This window comes from Pseudomonas sp. GM60 (assembly GCF_000282415.1).
In the GTDB taxonomy this organism is placed as follows: Bacteria; Pseudomonadota; Gammaproteobacteria; order Pseudomonadales; family Pseudomonadaceae; genus Aquipseudomonas; species Aquipseudomonas migulae.
In genome coordinates this window covers 12,773-30,140 of the sequence record NZ_AKJI01000090.1, presented here as the reverse complement: position 1 = coordinate 30,140, position 17,368 = coordinate 12,773, and the positions used below count along the sequence as shown (strand labels likewise).

General features: G+C 63.1%; 4 protein-coding genes. All 4 read right to left on the bottom strand.

The features are described from left to right. Positions 1-82: 82 nt before the first annotated feature. The 4 genes from PMI32_RS07900 to PMI32_RS07915 all read right to left on the bottom strand — a co-directional run bounded on the left by PMI32_RS07900 (position 83) and on the right by PMI32_RS07915 (position 17,359). Positions 83-1,003 carry a hypothetical protein gene (locus PMI32_RS07900; protein ID WP_008032315.1) on the bottom strand — a complete coding sequence of 307 codons (921 nt, stop codon included), beginning with the start codon at positions 1,001-1,003 and terminating at the stop codon, positions 83-85. Positions 1,004-1,406: 403 nt separating this feature from the next. Then, a complete protein-coding gene (locus tag PMI32_RS07905) occupies positions 1,407-2,372 on the bottom strand; it encodes an alpha/beta hydrolase (protein WP_008032314.1) in 966 nt (321 codons plus the stop codon). A gap of 93 nt (positions 2,373-2,465) precedes the next feature. Next, positions 2,466-14,264 carry a non-ribosomal peptide synthetase gene (locus tag PMI32_RS07910; RefSeq protein WP_008032312.1) on the bottom strand — a complete coding sequence of 3,933 codons (11,799 nt, stop codon included), beginning with the start codon at positions 14,262-14,264 and terminating at the stop codon, positions 2,466-2,468. After that, positions 14,261-17,359 carry a non-ribosomal peptide synthetase gene (locus PMI32_RS07915; RefSeq protein WP_008032310.1) on the bottom strand — a complete coding sequence of 1,033 codons (3,099 nt, stop codon included), beginning with the start codon at positions 17,357-17,359 and terminating at the stop codon, positions 14,261-14,263. The genes PMI32_RS07910 and PMI32_RS07915 overlap by 4 nt, the downstream gene beginning before the upstream one ends. Positions 17,360-17,368 lie beyond the last annotated feature (9 nt).

Here is a 17,368-nt window from a genome sequence, read left to right as displayed (position 1 = left end):
TGTTTTTGGGGATTGGTATGACCGGGGTACTTGATTTCAATACAGCGCCCAGGGGCGCTGCTGGCCAGAGCGTCTACGCCGACTATCCTCGAACGTCTTCCGGAAAATACTGTGGAAGCTTGCAATCCGGCTCACCTGCAATGCAGAGCGCACTGCCGGAATCCATATAGTCCTTGTGAGACCCCTGCCCAATGAAGGCGGAACCATCGCCACGGCAATTAGCGCCATCGACCCCTTCATCCGCACAGTAAGCAGGCTGACCTTCCCACTGGAAAATAATGACCTGTTCAGGGCTCGGATTACCCGCGACGGTGCGGCTCTCGAATTGGCGAGCCTGTGGCGCAGCTGCCTGAGTATCTACTGCCAGGGTTGAGCGTTGGGCATTCGCCTGCGCAGCTTGGTCCTGCTCACGGGCACGTTTGTCTTCTTCGATTCTGGCGACATGCGCATCGAACAGATGAACCATTCGATCGACGGACTCGACGCCGCCCTTTCCAGTGGGCTCAAACAACGTCCACAGATAGAGCTCATCAGACAAGCCATGGATGATCTCAAGTGAATGCTTGCCATCGGTAATCTGGAAAGCAACGATACCTGCAACGCCAGCGGCACTTTTCAGAAAGCGCTTCGGCACAACGCCGAAAACGATCTTCAGTTGCTTGCCACCATCAATATCTGCTGTTGCCGCCACGAGTTTGAGACCACTGGTCAACTCGACCTGCCGGGCTTCATCGGTGTCCACGTAATCGATATCGACATTGGATAAACGATCATTGTCGTCCAAGGCATCCTCAAGCTCCATGGACGTATCGATACCCATCCTTTTCAGCATGTTCTCTCGTTGTTCCGGGTCTTGGCCCTTCATCCCGGTCACCGGAATCAGGTCAATGGGAGTCAGCTCTTCGACAGCGTCGATGGCGTTGTTGGAGAACACATAGAACGGAAGATAGAGGGTCAGCGAAACGATAGTCGCGCCGAGCCAAAGCTTAAACAGAGTGCGCATTGAGCGTCCTTGCTTCTTGAGGTTGGATGGTTTGCAGCCGCCGGAAATCACCGTCAGCGGTGTGAAACTGGCTTTGCAGTCTGCGATGTACAGGCTACCTGAGCCGTCATCTGCAACAACATCATAATGCCATTATTCAAAATTTGGCATTTCGCAAGTCATCTTGCTGGCGGAATTGGCGATGAATCGGGTGCTGGATTGTCTGGAAAAGCAGGAGGTTGTGCGGTTTCGGTCAGGTAGACCGCGTTATCGTTTATCGCCAGCAAGCCGGCTCCTACAGGAGTTGCGTAGGTTGTAGGAGCCAGCTTGCTGCGGGCGGCGTTCCGACGATGCAGGCGACACGGTTTGCCTGATTCACCGCGGTGGGGCCATCGCCGGCAAGCCGGCTCCTACAGATCACGCATCAACCCAGGCTTTCAGTGATCTGTGCCGCCAGTTGCTCCAGCATCGCCGGAACTTCCTGGACCATCTCCCCCATCCGTGCGAAGTCGTGGGTCATTCCGGCTTTCACGTCCAGCACTACGGGTTGTCCGGCAGCACGCAATTTTTCGGCCCAGGCCAGGCCTTCATCCAGCAACGGGTCGTATTCGGCCAGCCACAGTAAGGTCGGTGTCAGCCCTTGCAGGGTTTCGGCGAACAACGGGGAAAAGCGCCAGTCGCGGCGATCATCAACGCTGCGTTGATACTGCTGATAGAACCATTCCAGCGTGGTCGCTTCCAGCAGGTAGCCTTCAGCGAAACGTGCAAGCGACGGGCGTTTTTCCACGGCGTCGATCACCGGGTACAACAGCACTTGCAGCCGTGGCGTGAGCAGCCAGGCCTGCGGGTTCTGGGTGATAGCAATCGACAAGGAAGCCACCAGGCTGCCGCCGACGCTGTCTCCCGCCAATGCGATACGTGCAGGGTCCAGCCCTAGGGCTCCGGCGCCGGTGGTGGCGAGCCAGCGCGTCACGTCTTCGGCATCCTCGTAGGCGGTAGGAAAACGATGCTCCGGGGCCAGTCGATAATCCGCCGACAGCACCGCAAAACCACCCGCCAGTGCCAGTCGGCGGCATAGGGTGTCGTGGGAATCGAGGCTGCCGACCACGTAACCGCCGCCATGGAAATACAGCAGCACCGGGCGTTCCTGCGTGCCCAGTGACGGCCGAGCGTAGAGGCGAGCATTGAGCAGATGGCCGTCGCGGGCCGGAATGCTGACCGCAGTCACGGTCAGCGCGCCCATCGGTGCGGCGTCGAGCAGCTGCGAGGTTTGTTCGAATTGCTGGCGCGCTTCGGTCGGGTCCAGCTCGTGCATAGGCAGGCTTTTGCCGGTGAGGCGGCCGAACTCGGCCAGCTCTAGAAAACCTTCGATGTCCGGGTGCAGTGCCATGGGCGGTGGTCTCCAAAAAATAAAAAAGCTCGCCCTATAAACGAACCGTCAGGGCCGTTCATTAGGGCGAGCTTGTTTTGGCGCGGTAAAACCTTAGTCCTGCGCCACCACCTCGCGACCGAGTGCCGTCACCACAGCGCTCAGGCATTCATCCCGTTGCAGGATATCGAAGTGGCTGGCGGCGACGGTTTGCACTTTGCGCAGCCGTGGTTGCTGACGCTCCAGCGTCGCGCGTTCGGCCGTCGGGTTGCCATCGGCCCACCAGCAGCACAGTTCGGCGTGCGGCAGTGGCAAGGTCTCGACCTGCCGCGACAGCGCCTTCAAGCGCATGCTGACCATGAACGTCTGCGCCAACTCATCGGCCCCCAGCAATGCGTAACCGCTGGCCTGCTCGCCTTCGGTGTCGATCACCGTGCGAACGATCCGTGCGACTGCATCCTGATCACCCGTGGTTTCGGCACTCAACGCCTGGGCAATGGCATCGCTGTCCATGCTCAAGGTCGCACCGAGGAACTCGCGCAGGTCCGCCCGCCACTCATCCACACTGGCGACGGCGTTGGCCTGGGTCGGCACAAAGCTGTCCACCAGGCCGACGAATGCCACACGCTGGCCCTGCTGTTCAAGCAGGTCGCCGACCATCAACGCCAACGCCCCGCCCAACGACCAGCCCAGCAAGTGATACGGGCCTTGCGGTTGCTTGCGGCGGATCGCCTTGACGTAGTCCGCGGCCATTTGTTGCAGCGAAGTGTCGTGCCACTGGCGGTCGAGCAACATGCGGCATTGCACGCCATACACCGTGCGCTGGCCTTCCAGTCGACGGGCCAGCGGTTCGTAGTCGAACACCGTGCCGAACCCGGCGTGCAGGCAGAACAGCGCCGGTTGATCGTCCACCGGCTGGTTCAACAGCAGCAACAGTTCCGGGCTCTGTTTGAGCGGTTGCTCATCGACACCGGACAACCCGGCGATGGTCGGTTTGGCCATCATGTCGCGCAGCTTCAACTGGAAGTCCGGTTGATTCAGCGCCCGCACCTTCGAGATCACTTTGAGGGTGCGCAGCGAGTCGCCGCCCAACTCGAAGAAGTTGTCGGTGATGCCGACTTTGTCGACGCCCAGCACTTGCTGCCAGATCTCGGCCAGCGCCCATTCCAGCGGCGTGCGCGGGGCCACGTACTCGCGGCCCTCGAAGGTCGGATCGGGCAAGGCCTTGCGGTCGAGCTTGCCGTTCGGTGTCAGCGGGAAACGCGGCAACACCACGACCTGCGTCGGCACCATGTAATCCGGCAGGCTTTCACGCAGGGCCGCCTGGCAACGCAGGCCCAGGCCGTCGTCTTCAGCCGCGACCACATAGCCGATCAGTTGCGGCCCCTGCCCGCCGTCACGCACCACCACCAGCGCGTCATTGACCGCGACTTGCTCGCGCAGACGAGCTTCGATTTCGCCCAGTTCGATGCGGAAGCCGCGCACTTTGACCTGATGGTCGATGCGCCCCACGTAATCGAACACGCCATCCTCGCGGCGGCGCACCAGGTCACCAGTGCGGTACAAGCGACCGCCGTCGCGGCTGAACGGGTCGGCAACAAAACGCTCGGCGGTTTGCCACGGGTGACGGTGGTAGCCGCGCGCAACGCCACGGCCACCGATGTACAGCTCGCCGACCATGCCCACCGGCAACGGATTGAGGTCCATGTCCAGCACATGCAGGCTGCGGGTGCCGACGCGGCGGCCAATCGGCGCATACATCGCCTCGCAGTGACCGTCGGCAGCGATTTTCCACAGCAGCGGCGTGACCACGGTTTCCGTCGGGCCGTAACCGTTCACCAGGTATTGCGGTTTGAGCGTGTGCTTGACCCGTTCGAACGTGGCGTCCGGCACCGCATCGCCACCGAAGCAATAGATGCGCACTGGCGGTGGGTTGCCGCCCTGCAACTCGGCGTGTTCGGCCAGTTGCAGCAAGTACGCCGGCGGGAAGCAGGCGACGCTGATGCGCTGACGGTGCAACACCGCCAGCGTCTGTTCGGCGGTCCACAAGGTGTTGTCACGCACCACCAGGGTCGAGCCGCTGATCAGCGCGGTGATCCAGCGTTCATGGGCACCGTCGAAGGCGAACGACATGAAATGCAGTTCGCGATTGGCCGGGTCCATTTCGTACAGCTCGGCAATCGCCTGCACGTGCATGCTCAACGGCCCGTGGGCCACGGCCACGCTTTTCGGTTTGCCGGTCGAGCCCGAGGTGTAAATCAGGTAGGCCAGTTGCTCGGCGTGTACGTTGTTTTGCGGCGCAGCCACCTCGACGTCGAGGCTCAAGCGATCCACGGCGACCATCGGCGTGCCCGGATTGAGTTGCGCTGTGTCACGCAAACGCTCCTGGGTCAGCAGCAAGCGCATGTCGCTGTCGGCCATCATGTAGCGCAGGCGTTCCTGCGGATATTGCGGGTCCAGCGGCACGTACGCGGCGCCGCACTTCATCACCGCCAGCAGCGAAACCACCAGTTCCAGCGAGCGTTCCATGAACACGCCAATCACGTCTTCGGCCTGCACGCCCTGCTCCAGCAGGTGCACCGCGAGTGCGTCGGAACGACGGTCCAGCTCGGCATAACTCAACTGTTCGGCGTCGCGGTCGGCGTAGCTGAGCACCAACGCAGTGTGCTCCGGTTGCAGCCGCGCTCGCTCGCGGATCAGCTCGTGCACCGGCCGTTCGTGGTCGTCGGCCAGCGTCGGCAGCTCGCCGTCCAGTTGCCGGCCTTGGTCCAGCGTCAGCAAACCGATCTCGCCGACGGCGCGCCCGGCGTTGTCGCACAGACGCTGCATCAGGCTTTCCATATGGCTGCGCAGCACTTCGACGGTGGCGAGGTCGAACTGATCGCACTGGTGCATGTACTCGATGCGCAACCCTTCATCGAGGCTGACCATCAAGTCCATCGCAAAGCTGGTCAGGCCGAAGTCGGAGACATCTTCGAAGCGCAGGGAATCGCCGTTCCACTCGCGCAACGTGCGGTCCACCGGCTGGTTTTCGAAAACGATGATGCTGTCGAACAGCGACTGCCCGCCCTGCCCGGCCCAGCGTTGAATGTCGCTGAGCGGGGTTTGCTGGAAGTCGCGGATATCCAGGTTGTAGGCCTGGATCTCGCGCAGCCAGTCACCGACGCTCGCCTCGGTCGGCACGCTGTTGACCACCGGCAAGGTGTTGATGAACAGCCCGAGCATGTTCTCCGAACCGTTGAGGGTTTCCGGTCGACCCGACACCGTGGCGCCGAACGTCACCGTGCGCTGGCCGGTATAACGCTGCAACAGCAGCAGCCACGCGGCTTGCACCAGGGTGTTGAGCGTGACTTGCTGTTGTTGGGCAAACGCCTGCAAACGCGCAGTCTGCTGCGCACTCAGGTGCGTATAGATCGCGTGATAACCCGCTTGCGGCGCCTTCACTGGCAATGCGCGGGCCAGGTGCGTGGCGCCTTCGAGGGCATTGAGTCTGGCTTTCCAGAACGCTTCGCTGGCCTCGGCGACTTGCTGGCCGAGCCAGTCGATGTAGTCGCGATACGCGGCCACCGGTTCCTGCGCATCGCCACTGTAATGACGCAGCACTTCACCGATCAGGCGCGACACACTCCAGCCGTCCATGAGGATGTGGTGGTAGGTCCAGATCAGGCGATAGCGGTCGTCTTCCAGACGCACCAGCAGCAGGCGCAACAACGGCGCACGATTCAGCGAGAAGCCACGTTCACGTTCATCGGTGGCCAATTGGCGCACACGCTCGGGCTGGTTATCCAGACCGCGCCAGTCCAGCTCGGTCAGCAGCGCCGGTGCGTTGCGCAGCACCACTTGCAGCGGCTCCTTGTCGCCCTCCCACAGGAACGCGGTGCGCAGGATCGCGTGACGCTGCGCGGCGTCGGCCCAGGCCTCGCGGAAACGCGGACCGTCAACGCCACGCACGCCCACTTCGATCTGGTTGACGTACAGCCCCGAGTCGCCGTCCTGCACCGAGTGGAACAGCATGCCCTGCTGCATCGGCGACAGTGGATAAACGTCGTCCACCTCGTCTGCCGTCAATGCCAGCGCCTGATATTGCGCTTCGCTCAGCTCGATCTTCAGCGCCGGCGCAGCCACTACCGGCGCGGCTTCCTCGGTCTCCACAGCCTGGGCGACGGTCGCCAGTTCAGCGATGGTCGGGTGGCTGAACACGTGTTTCGGCGAAATGCTCAGGCCGGCTTTGCGCGCACGGCTGACCGCCTGGATCGACACGATGGAGTCGCCGCCCAGCTCGAAGAAGTTGTCCTGAATCCCGACCGGCACTTCGAACAACGCCTGCCAGACTTCTTGCAGCGTCGCCTCCACGGCATTGCGCGGCGCGATGTATTCACGCACTTGCTGATCGGGTTGCGGCAAGGCGCGGCGATCGAGTTTGCCGTTCGGCGTCACCGGCAGTTGCTCCAGCAACATCACATGGCTCGGTTGCATGTGCTCGGGCAACGCGTTGCGCAGGTGCTGCTTCAGCCCATCGAGTGCCAGCGACTGGCCGACCACGTAAGCCACCAGTTGCTTGGATTTACCGACATCCAGCGCGATCACCACCGCCTCGCGCACCTGTGGATGTTCCAGCAGGCAGGCTTCGATTTCACCCAGTTCGATACGCAAGCCACGGATCTTCACTTGATGGTCGATGCGGCCGACGTATTCGATCACGCCGTCATCGCGGTAACGCGCCAGGTCGCCGGTGCGATACAGCCGCTCGCCCTGTGCGCCGAACGGGCTGGCAACAAAACGCTCGGCCGTCAGGTCCGGACGGCGATGGTAACCCCGCGCCAGACCGATGCCGCCCAAGTACAGCTCACCGACGCAGCCCGCCACTTGCGGTTGCAGGCTGTCGTCGAGAATGTAGGTCACCAGGTTGGCAATCGGGTAACCGATCGGCACGCTGATCAAGCCGTCATCGACGCACGTCCAGTGGGTCACGTCGATGGCCGCTTCGGTCGGCCCGTACAGATTGTACAAAGCAACGCCGGGCAGCACGCGGAACAGACTGTTCTGCAAATCCGCCGACAACGCTTCGCCGCTGCACATGATCTGCCGCAGGCTGGCGCAACGCTCAAAGCCTTCGCCCTGAACAAAGGCCTGCAACATCGACGGCACGAAATGCAGGGTGCTGACCTGATACTGCTCGATCAAACGCACCAGCTGCGCCGGGTCGCGATGGGCGCCCGGTTCGGCCACCGCAAGGCGCGCACCGACCATCAGCGGCCAGAAGAACTCCCACACCGACACGTCAAAACTGAACGGTGTCTTTTGCAGCACGGTGTCGCGACCGTCCAGCGGGTACGCGCCCTGCATCCACTCAATGCGGTTGTACAACGCATCGTGACGGTTGGCCGCGCCCTTCGGTTTACCGGTGGAACCGGAGGTGTAAATCATGTACGCCAGCGACTGCAACTCGACCACGCACGGCAGGTTTTCGTCGCTCAAGCCTTCGACCAGCTGAGCGCTGTCGTCCAGGCAGATCGCCGTGGTCCCGGCGGGAATCGGCAATTGCGCCAGCAGATGACGCTGGGTCAACAGCACGTGCACGCCGCTGTCCTCGAACATATGCTCCAGGCGCTCGCGCGGGTAATCCGGGTCCAGCGGCACGTAGGCGCCACCGGCCTTCATGATCGCGAGTAGACCGATCACCAGTTCCAGCGAACGCTCGGCGGCAATCCCCACCAGCACTTCGGCGCCGACACCTTGGGCGCGCAGGTAGTGCGCCAGTCGGTTGGCCTGCTGGTTGAGTTGGCGATACGTCAGGCTCTGACCAGCAAACACTAAAGCCTGGGCGTCCGGGGTTTTAAGCACCTGGGCTTCGAAGCACAGGTGGACCGGACGCACGTCGGGCCAGGTCACGGCGGTGTCGTTGAAGCCTTGCACTTGTTGCTCGGTCTGCGCAGCGTCGAGCAGGCTCAGGCGACCCAAGGCTAGTTGCGGCTCACGGACCATGGCATCGAGCAACGCCACCAGACGCTTGCTCAGGCCGTCGATGGCCTCGGCGGTAAACAGCGCGGTGTCGTAATTGAAACGCAGGTCCAGGCACTCGCCCAGCTCGGCGGCGATGGCCAGCGGGAAACTGGTTTGATCGTGATTGCTTATACCCGAGAACTTCAGCGCACTAGGATTACCGCCCTCCAGCGCCTCGGCGACCGGGTAGTTTTCGAACACCAGCAGCGTGTCGAACAATGCCTCGCCGGAGTGCCCGGCCCAACGCTGCACATCCGCCAGTGGCGTGTATTCGACATCGCGCAGTTTGAGATTGAGCGCCTGCACCTCGTCCACCCATTGACTGACCGTGCGCTCGGGATGCGGCGTGGCGATCACCGGCAAGGTGTTGATGAACAGGCCGACTTGCTGCTCGATCCCCTGCAACTCGCTCGGACGACCCGACACCGTGGCGCCGAACGCGACGGTGCGCTGGCCGGTGTAGCGCTGCAACAGCAACAGCCACGCCGCTTGCAGCAAGGTGTTCGGCGTCACGCGGGCCTGACGGGCAAACCCGCTCAGGCGTTCGGTGGCCGCCCGGTCCAGGCTCAGGTGAACGGTGCGATGACCGTCGCCCTGCCCTGCGACCGGTCCCGGCATCGCGCCGGCCAAACGTGTCGGCTCGTTGAACGCCTGCAACTGCTCCAGCCAGAACGCTTCGCACGCGGCACGATCACGCCCGCCCAGCCACGTCATGTAATCACGATAACGACCGCCGCTCGCCACCGGCATCACACCGGAGTAACGCTGCAACACTTCGCCGAACAGCTGCGAGGTGCTCCAGCCGTCCAGCAGAATGTGGTGGTTGGTGAAGATCAGGTGATGGGTGTCGTTCGCGGTCTGCACCAAGGTCAGGCGCAGCAACGGCGCGGCTGTCAGGTCGAAACCGCGCAGGCGATCGTCTTCGGCCAGACGTTCCAGGGCGTGTGCCTGATCCGCTTCATTGCGCCAGTCGAGCACGGTCACCGGCAACGTGGCGTTGGCCAGAATCACTTGCAGCGGCTGCGAGCCAAGGCTCTCGCTGAAGAACGCGGCGCGCAACACTTCATGGTTTTCCAGCGTCTGTTGCCAGGCGCTGCGGAACGCCTCGACGTCAATGCCCTGCACGTCCACGCGCATTTGCGGGATGTAGGCGCCGGCATCCGGGGCGAACAGGCTGTGGAACAACATGCCTTCCTGCATCGGCGACAGCGGGAAGATGTTTTCGATCTCATGCGCCGCCAGTGGCAGTGCATCGAGTTGCGCCTGATCGACGCGGACCAGCGGCACGTCACTCGGCGTCAGGCCACCGGCACCGCTGAGGCAATGTTCGATCAGTCGTTGCAGCTCAGCGGCATAGGCGTCGGCCAGGCGCTGCACGGTGTGCTCGGCAAACACGTCGCGGCTGAAGGTCCAGCTCAGGCGCAATTGCCCGGCGTACACCTGACCGTTAATGCTCAGGCCACGGTCCAGCTCGGCCGAAGCGCCCTGCTCGGCACCCCCGCTTTCACGGGCCGGGCGCCACGGTGCCTGCTCATCGAAACTGGCATCGAACTGGCCCATGTAGTTGAAGGTGACTTGCGGTTGCGGCAAATCCTCAAGACCGGCCTGCGCCAGATACCGCAGGATGCCGAAACCGATGCCTTTGTCCGGCACGGCGCGTAGCTGTTCCTTGACCGCCTTGATACTCCCGGCCAGATCACTGGCCGGGGTCAACTTGACCGGGAAAATCGAGGTGAACCAACCCACGGTGCGAGTCAGGTCGATGTCGTCGAACAGGTCTTCACGACCATGACCTTCCAGTTTGACCAGGGTCGATGGCTGGCCGGTCCAGTCGCCCAGCACCCGCGCCAACGCCGTCAGCAACAGGTCGTTGACCTGCGTGCGGTAAGCCGCTGGGGCGTCTTGCAGTAGTTGGCGGGTGAAGGTGCTGTCGAGCACGGTTTCCACGCTTACGGCGTGTTGGCTGGCGAAGCTGCCTTGAGGATTATCGGCGGGCAGGTCCACCACCACGTCGTGGTATTGGCGCTGCCAGTAAGCGGCCTGACTCGCCAGTTCGGGACTTTGCGCATGGGTTTGCAAACGCGCCGCCCACGCTTGATAGGCGCTGGATTTGGCCGGCAGGCGCACAGGTTGAGCCTGACGCGCCTGGTCGTAGGCTGTTTGCAAATCTTCGAGCAACAGACGCCAGGATACGCCGTCCACCGCCAAATGATGCACCACCAGCAGCAAGCGCTGACCGCCCGCGCCCATGTCCACCAGCAAGGCACGCAACAATGGGCCATCGTGCAAATTCAGGCTGGCCTGTGCGGCGTTGCAGTGTTCAAGCAATTCGTCGGCGTTCGCAGCCTGACGTTGCCACAGCAGTTCTGCGTTGTTCCAGTGCTCGGCCTGAGCCTGTTGCCACACGCCATTCACTTGACTCAATCGCAGGCGCAATGCGTCGTGATGTTCCAGCAACGCGGCCAATGCCTGTTGCAGGCACGCGCTGTCGAGCGGCTCGCGAAGTTCCAGCAGCACCGATTGGTTCCAGTGGTCCCGGGACTCGATGGCCTGCTCGAAAAACCAGTGCTGGATCGGTGTAAGCAGCACATCACCGCGCACCGGTCCCTGATCGATGACCAGACCGGCGCTGCGCTGCGCGACCTTCGCCAGACTCTGCACAGTCTGGTGTTGAAACAGGTCACGCGGGGTGATGCGAATGCCGGCCTGACGCGCACGGCTGACCACCTGAATCGAGATGATCGAGTCGCCGCCCAGTTCGAAGAAGTTGTCGTCGATCCCCACGCGCTCAAGCTTGAGCACGTCTTGCCAGATCGCCGCCAACTCGGCTTGCAGGTCGTCCACCGGCGCGGTGTAAACCTGTTGCGCCAGCGTAGCGTCAGGTTTGGGCAACGCATTGCGGTCGAGCTTGCCGTTGCTGGTCAGCGGCCACTGGTCGAGCTTGAGCAAATGCGCCGGCACCATGTAATCCGGCAGACCGGCCTGCAAATGTTCACGCAGCGCCTGACGCAAATCGGCGATGTCCTGGGTGACGGTGAACCAGGCGACCAGTTGCTGACTGCCATTGATCTCGGGCGCCAGCACCAGTGCTTGTTCGATGGCCGGGTGACTTTGCAGGCGGTCCTGGATTTCCCCCAGCTCAATGCGGAAGCCACGAATCTTCACTTGATGGTCGATGCGTCCGGCGTACTCGATGCTGCCATCGGCGCAATAGCGCGCCAGATCGCCGGTGCGATACAGGCGTGCACCCGCCTCGGCGGCGAACAGGTCCGGGACAAACCGCGTGGCGGTCAGATCGGCGCGCTGGTGATAACCCCGCGCCAGACCGGCACCGCCGACGTACAGCTCGCCGACGCAGCCCTTGGCCACCGGGTTCAGGCGTGGGTCGAGCACGTACCAGCGCAGGTCGGCAATCGGCTCGCCCAGCGGCGAGCTGTTGGCGCCGTCGAGGTCGGCGCGGGACAACGGCCGGTACGTCACGTGCACCGTGGTTTCGGTGATGCCGTACATGTTGATCAGCAACGGCTGCTGGTCGTCGAACGCGTCGTACCACGGACGCAGGCTCGCGACGTCCAGCGCCTCGCCGCCGAACACCACATAACGCAGGGCCATGCCCTGGGCATTGGCGCAAGCAAACGGCATCAGTTGACGGAACGCCGACGGGGTCTGGTTGAGCACCGTGACCCGTTCATCACACAGCAACCGGGCAAACTCTTCCGGGGAACGGCTGATGGCGTGCGGCACCACCACCAGCTTGCCGCCGTAGAACAACGCGCCAAAGATTTCCCAGACGGAGAAGTCAAAAGCGTAGGAATGGAACAGGCTCCAGACATCGTTCGCGTTGAAACCGAACCAGTGTTCGGTGGCGCTGAACAAGCGGGTCAGGTTGCTGTGCGGCAACAAGGTGCCTTTGGGTTTGCCGGTGGAACCGGAGGTGTAGATGACGTACGCCAGGTTTTCCGGGCAGGTCAGGTTCGGCAGGTTCTCGACGGACGCCTCATTCAGCCAGTCACTGGCGTGGTCGAGGCAAATCACTTCGATGCCTTCGGACAACGGCAGGCGCGGCAGCAGCGCGGAGTCGGTCAGCAGCAAGCGCGTGCCGCTGTCGGCCAGCATGTAGGCCAGACGATCCTGCGGGTATTCCGGGTCCAGCGGCACATAGGCGCCACCGGCCTTGAGGATCGCCAGCACGCTGACGATCATTTCCAGCGACCGCTCCAGCGCGATCCCGACCAACACGTCCGGCCCGACGCCGCGTTCGCGCAGACGCTGGGCGATGCGGTTGGCCTGTTCGTTCAGTTGCGCGTAGCTGAGGGTCGCGCCGTCGCAGGTCACCGCGATGTTGTGCGGGTGCGCGGCGGCCTGGGCTTCGATCAGTTGATGCGCGCACAGCGTGTTCGTGGCTTGCGAAGCGGCGCTGCGGTTCCAGTCCAGCAACGTGGCGTGCTGCTCGGTTGCGGCGAGCATGTTCAGGTCGGCCAAGGCGACCGAGCCATCAGCGCAAATCGCCTGCAACAGATTCAGCCAATGCTGGCCGAGACGCTCGATGGTCGAAGCGTCGAACAATTCGGTGGCATAGACGAACGAGGCGTGGATGCCGTCGTCGCTCTCCACGGTGTCGAGCATCAGCTCGAACTTGGTGGTCTTTTCGTCCCAGATCAGCGGCTCGACGCTCAGGCCCGGCAAGTCCCAGCGCTGTTCGCCGCCGGCATCACGCTGGTGGTTGAACATCACCTGGAACAAGGGCGTGTGGCTCAGGCTGCGCTCGACATCGAGCCCATCGACCAACTGTTCAAAAGGCAAATCCTGATGCGCCTGCGCGCCCAGTGCCGCCGCCTTGACCTCGGCCAGCAACTGCAAAAATGGCTGGTCGGCATGGGGTTGGGTACGCAGCACCTGGGTGTTGACGAAAAAGCCCAGCAGGTTTTCCACGTCCTGACGGGTACGGTTGGCAATCGGCACGCCGACGCGAATGTCCCGTTCGCCGCTGTAGCGATGCAACAGGGTTTGCAACGACGCCATCAACACCATGAACAGCGTGCAGCCTTCGCGACGGGCGAGATCTTTCAGAGCAGACGCCAGGGCCGCCGGCACGTTCAGCTCGACGCTGGCGCCCTGCTGGCTCGGGATCGCCGGGCGACGACGGTCGGCCGGCAGGTTCAGCGGTGGGTGCTCGCGACCCAGTTGTTCACGCCAGTAAGCAAGCTGACGCTCGGCCTCGCCGGCCTCCAGCCACAGGCGCTGCCAACGGGCGAAATCGGCGTACTGAATGCCCAACTCCGGCAGTTGCGGCGCTTGCCCGGCACTGAGTTGCGCGTAGAGCTGGGTGAATTCCTGCAACAGAATCGGCAGCGAACCGCCGTCGGTGACGATGTGATGGAACGTCAGCACCAGCACATGCTGCTGCGCGTCGAGGCGGATCAACCGGCACCGCATCAGCGGACCGTTCTGCAAATCGAATGGCTGCTCGGCGTTGAGGCCGACCTGGCGATGCAGTTCGGCCTCGTCGGCGGCGTTTGCCTCGACCAGCGGCGCGTCCATCTGCGGGTGGATTTTTTGCAGCACCTGCTGCTCATCGAACACGAAGGTGGTGCGCAGTACTTCATGACGCTGCACCAGCGCAGCGAGGGTTTGCGCCAGCGCGGCGCGGTTGAGTTCACCGCTCAGGCGAAAGGCACCGGTCAGGTTGTACGCGGTCGCCTGCGGCTGCATCTGCCACAAAAACCACAAGCGCTGCTGCGCGTACGACGCCGGCAGCGTGTCGACCGCCGGGTCCCTTGGCGGGATCGGCAGCAGCTCAAGGGTCAGGCCTTGCGCGTGCATCTTTTCTTGCAAGGCACGCCGTGCGTCCAGGCTCAAGCCGCAGAAACGCTGGGCCAGGGTCATCATTCTGTCCGGTGCAGCACTCATCGCGTGTGTTCCTCATCCACTTCGTCGAACAACGCTTCCAGCGCGTCTACATCGTTTTCTTTGTGTTCACTGTGCTGACGGAACTGCTCGATTTCCGCCGCCAGGCGCTCCAGGGTGTCGCCTTCGAAGAACAGCTTCAGCGGGATCGCCAGGTTCAGTTCTTCCTGAATCCGCGCCCGAATCCGCGTTGCCAACAGCGAGTGACCGCCGAGCTCGAAGAAGCTGTCGTGCACGCCGACCCGCTCCACGTGCAGCGCTTCGGCCCAGATCGCCGCCAGGACTTTTTCCAGATCGGTGCGCGGGGCGACGAAGGCACTGCGACGTACGTCGAGGTCGAGCAAGGCCTGGCGGTTGAGTTTGCCGTTGGGCATCAGCGGGAAACGTTCCAGCACCTGCAAGCGCGCAGGCTGCATGTGCTCCGGCAGCGCTTCGCTGAGGTGGCTGCGCAATTCGTTGAGGCGGATGTCGGCGGTGTCGGCCGGGGAAATCACGAAGCCCAGCAGTTGCGGACCGGTCGGCGTTTCACGGGCGATGACGGCGGCGTCTTCGATGCCGGGGGCGCTGCGCATGGCGGACTCGATCTCGCCCAACTCGATGCGGAAACCACGGATTTTCACTTGATGATCGACCCGCCCGAGGTACTCCAGCACACCATCGGCGCGGTAGCGCGCGAGGTCGCCGGTGCGGTACAGGCGTTGACCGGCCTGCTTCGCAAACAGATCGGGCACAAAACGTTCGGAGGTCAGCGTGGCACGCTTGAGGTAGCCGCGAGCAATGCCGGTGCCGCCGACATACAGCTCACCTTCGACGCCCACGGCCACTGGCATCAGGTCCGGGCCCAGCACATGAATGCGCATCCCCGGAATCGGCTGGCCAATCGGGATGGTGTCGTCATCCTGACCGAGCGGCAGTTCCCACGCCGAGCACCAGACCGTGCCTTCGGTCGGCCCGTATTCGTTGACCAGCGCCACCTGCGGCAAGGCCTCGCGATGTCGTGCGACCAGGGCGTTGCTGCACGCTTCGCCGGCCACGATCACACACGCCAGCGCCGGGTTTTCGAGGTGTTCGAGAATCTGCGCGTGGTAGGACGGCAAGGTCAGGTAGTGGGAAACCTCTTCACGCTGGATCAGCGCCGCCAGCAGCGCCGGGTCCTTGTAGCTGTCTTCGTCCGGCAGGCACAGGGTCGCGCCCTGCCCCAACGACCAGAAAACCCCGGCCACCGAGCTGTCGAAGGAGAACGACGAAAGCATCAGGAACGCGCGCAACGGCTGACGATAGAACGCGCTGCGTGCGAGGGTCGAGGCCACTGCGTTGGCGTGACTGATCATCACGCCCTTGGGTTTGCCCGTGGAGCCGGAGGTGTAAATCACGTAGGCCAGAGTGGCGCTGTCGCCCAGTGGGGCTGGCTGTTCCTGCGATGCGGACCAGACTTCGGCCTGCGCCATCAGCGAAATCACCCGCTCGCCGTGCAACGCTTCCGGCAGTGGCTGGCAGGCCAATACCTGGCGTGCAGCGGCGTCCTGCAACATGAACGCCAGACGCTCGATCGGGTAGTTCGGATCGAGTGGCAGGTAAGCGGCGCCGGCCTTGAGTGTGCCCAGCAGTGCAATAACAATTTCCAGCGAACGCTGACCGTAAACCGCGACGATTTCATCCGGCGCCACGCCTTGGGCGCGCAGGGTATTGGCGACCTGGTTGGAGCGTGCATCCAGTTCGGCGTAGCTCAGGCGTTGGCCATTGACGCTGACGGCGATGCGCTGCGGATGCAGGCGTGCCTGTTCGGTGAACAGGTCTTGCAGGTAGCGATGCGGCAGTACTTGCTCGACGGCCAGCGGGTTGAAGTTTTCGATCAAACGGGTCAGTTGCACCGCGTTGACCTGAGTGGCCTGGCCCAGGGTCAGCTCGGGCGAGGTCAGCAACTGGCGGCTGAATTCGACAAACTGTTCCAGCCACGCTGCCAGCATCGACTCGGGCACCGCGCCGGCCAGGCACGACAGCTGCAACTGTTCGCCTTGAATCCGCAGGCGCAGGACTTCCGGGTTGGCGTCGTCCACTTCGATGTTCACGTCGGCATCGGCCTGATACACCAGGCCATAACGCAGCGGCGTCGCGACTTCAGCGCTCAGTTCGAACTCGTTGAGGCAGTCGAGCCAGGACAGCGATTGCTCGACGTTGCCAGCAAACGAGGCCAGCGCTTGCGCCAGGGTTTCGTGGCTGCGGTGATCAAACGCTACTGGCAAACGGCGGGCGAAACGCCCCAGGGTCGCTTCGGTCTGCTCGGTGCGCCCCGCCACTTCCCAGCCCATCAGCAACTTTTCCTGATTGCCGATGCGCGCCACAAACGCGCTCCACAGCAACAACGCCGCGCGCTGCGCTTCGACGCCCTGAGCGGCGGCCAGCCGTTGCACATCAGCCAGCCATGCCCCGTCGTCGAGCGTCGCCTGATGGCGAGCCAACGTCACTTCAACAGCCTTTTCAAAAGGCAGACGATGGGCCTGCGCAAACTGCTGTTGCAGGTTGCGCCAGAACGCGGCGCCTTGATGGCCGATATCTTCTTCGCGCAGTTCTTCCTGCCACGCGGTGTAATCCAGGTACTGCAAGTCTTCCTGATTGTCGGCCAGTGTTTCGCCGCGCAACAGGCTCGCCAGCTCCGCCGACAGCACCCGCAGCGACGCTTCGTCGAGGCTGCTGGCCAGCGCCAGTAAGGTGACGAAATGCTGCCCGTCCGTGGTTTCCACTGACGCCACCACCAGCACCCGATCCGACGCCTCAGCCAGGGTTTCGCGGCTGCGACTCAGCGCTTCATCCAGCGAAGACACGCGCCCCAGCAACGCGACCGGCAACTCGTCGCACAGGCTCTGTACCGGCCATTTCATCCCCGGCAGTCGGCGATAGACCGTGCGCAGGGTTTCATGGCGCTGGCCCAGTTTATCCAGTGCCGCACGCAATGCCTGCGCCTCCACAGCCTGGTCAACCGGTACCGTCAGGGCGGCGAACAGCGGCTGTCCGCCCAGCTCCTGAGCGCGCAAATAAAAGGCCTGCTGAGCCGAAGTCTGGAAAACGTCTACCGAAGGTTCGAGGGCGGTGGTGTTCATGTCGAGGGT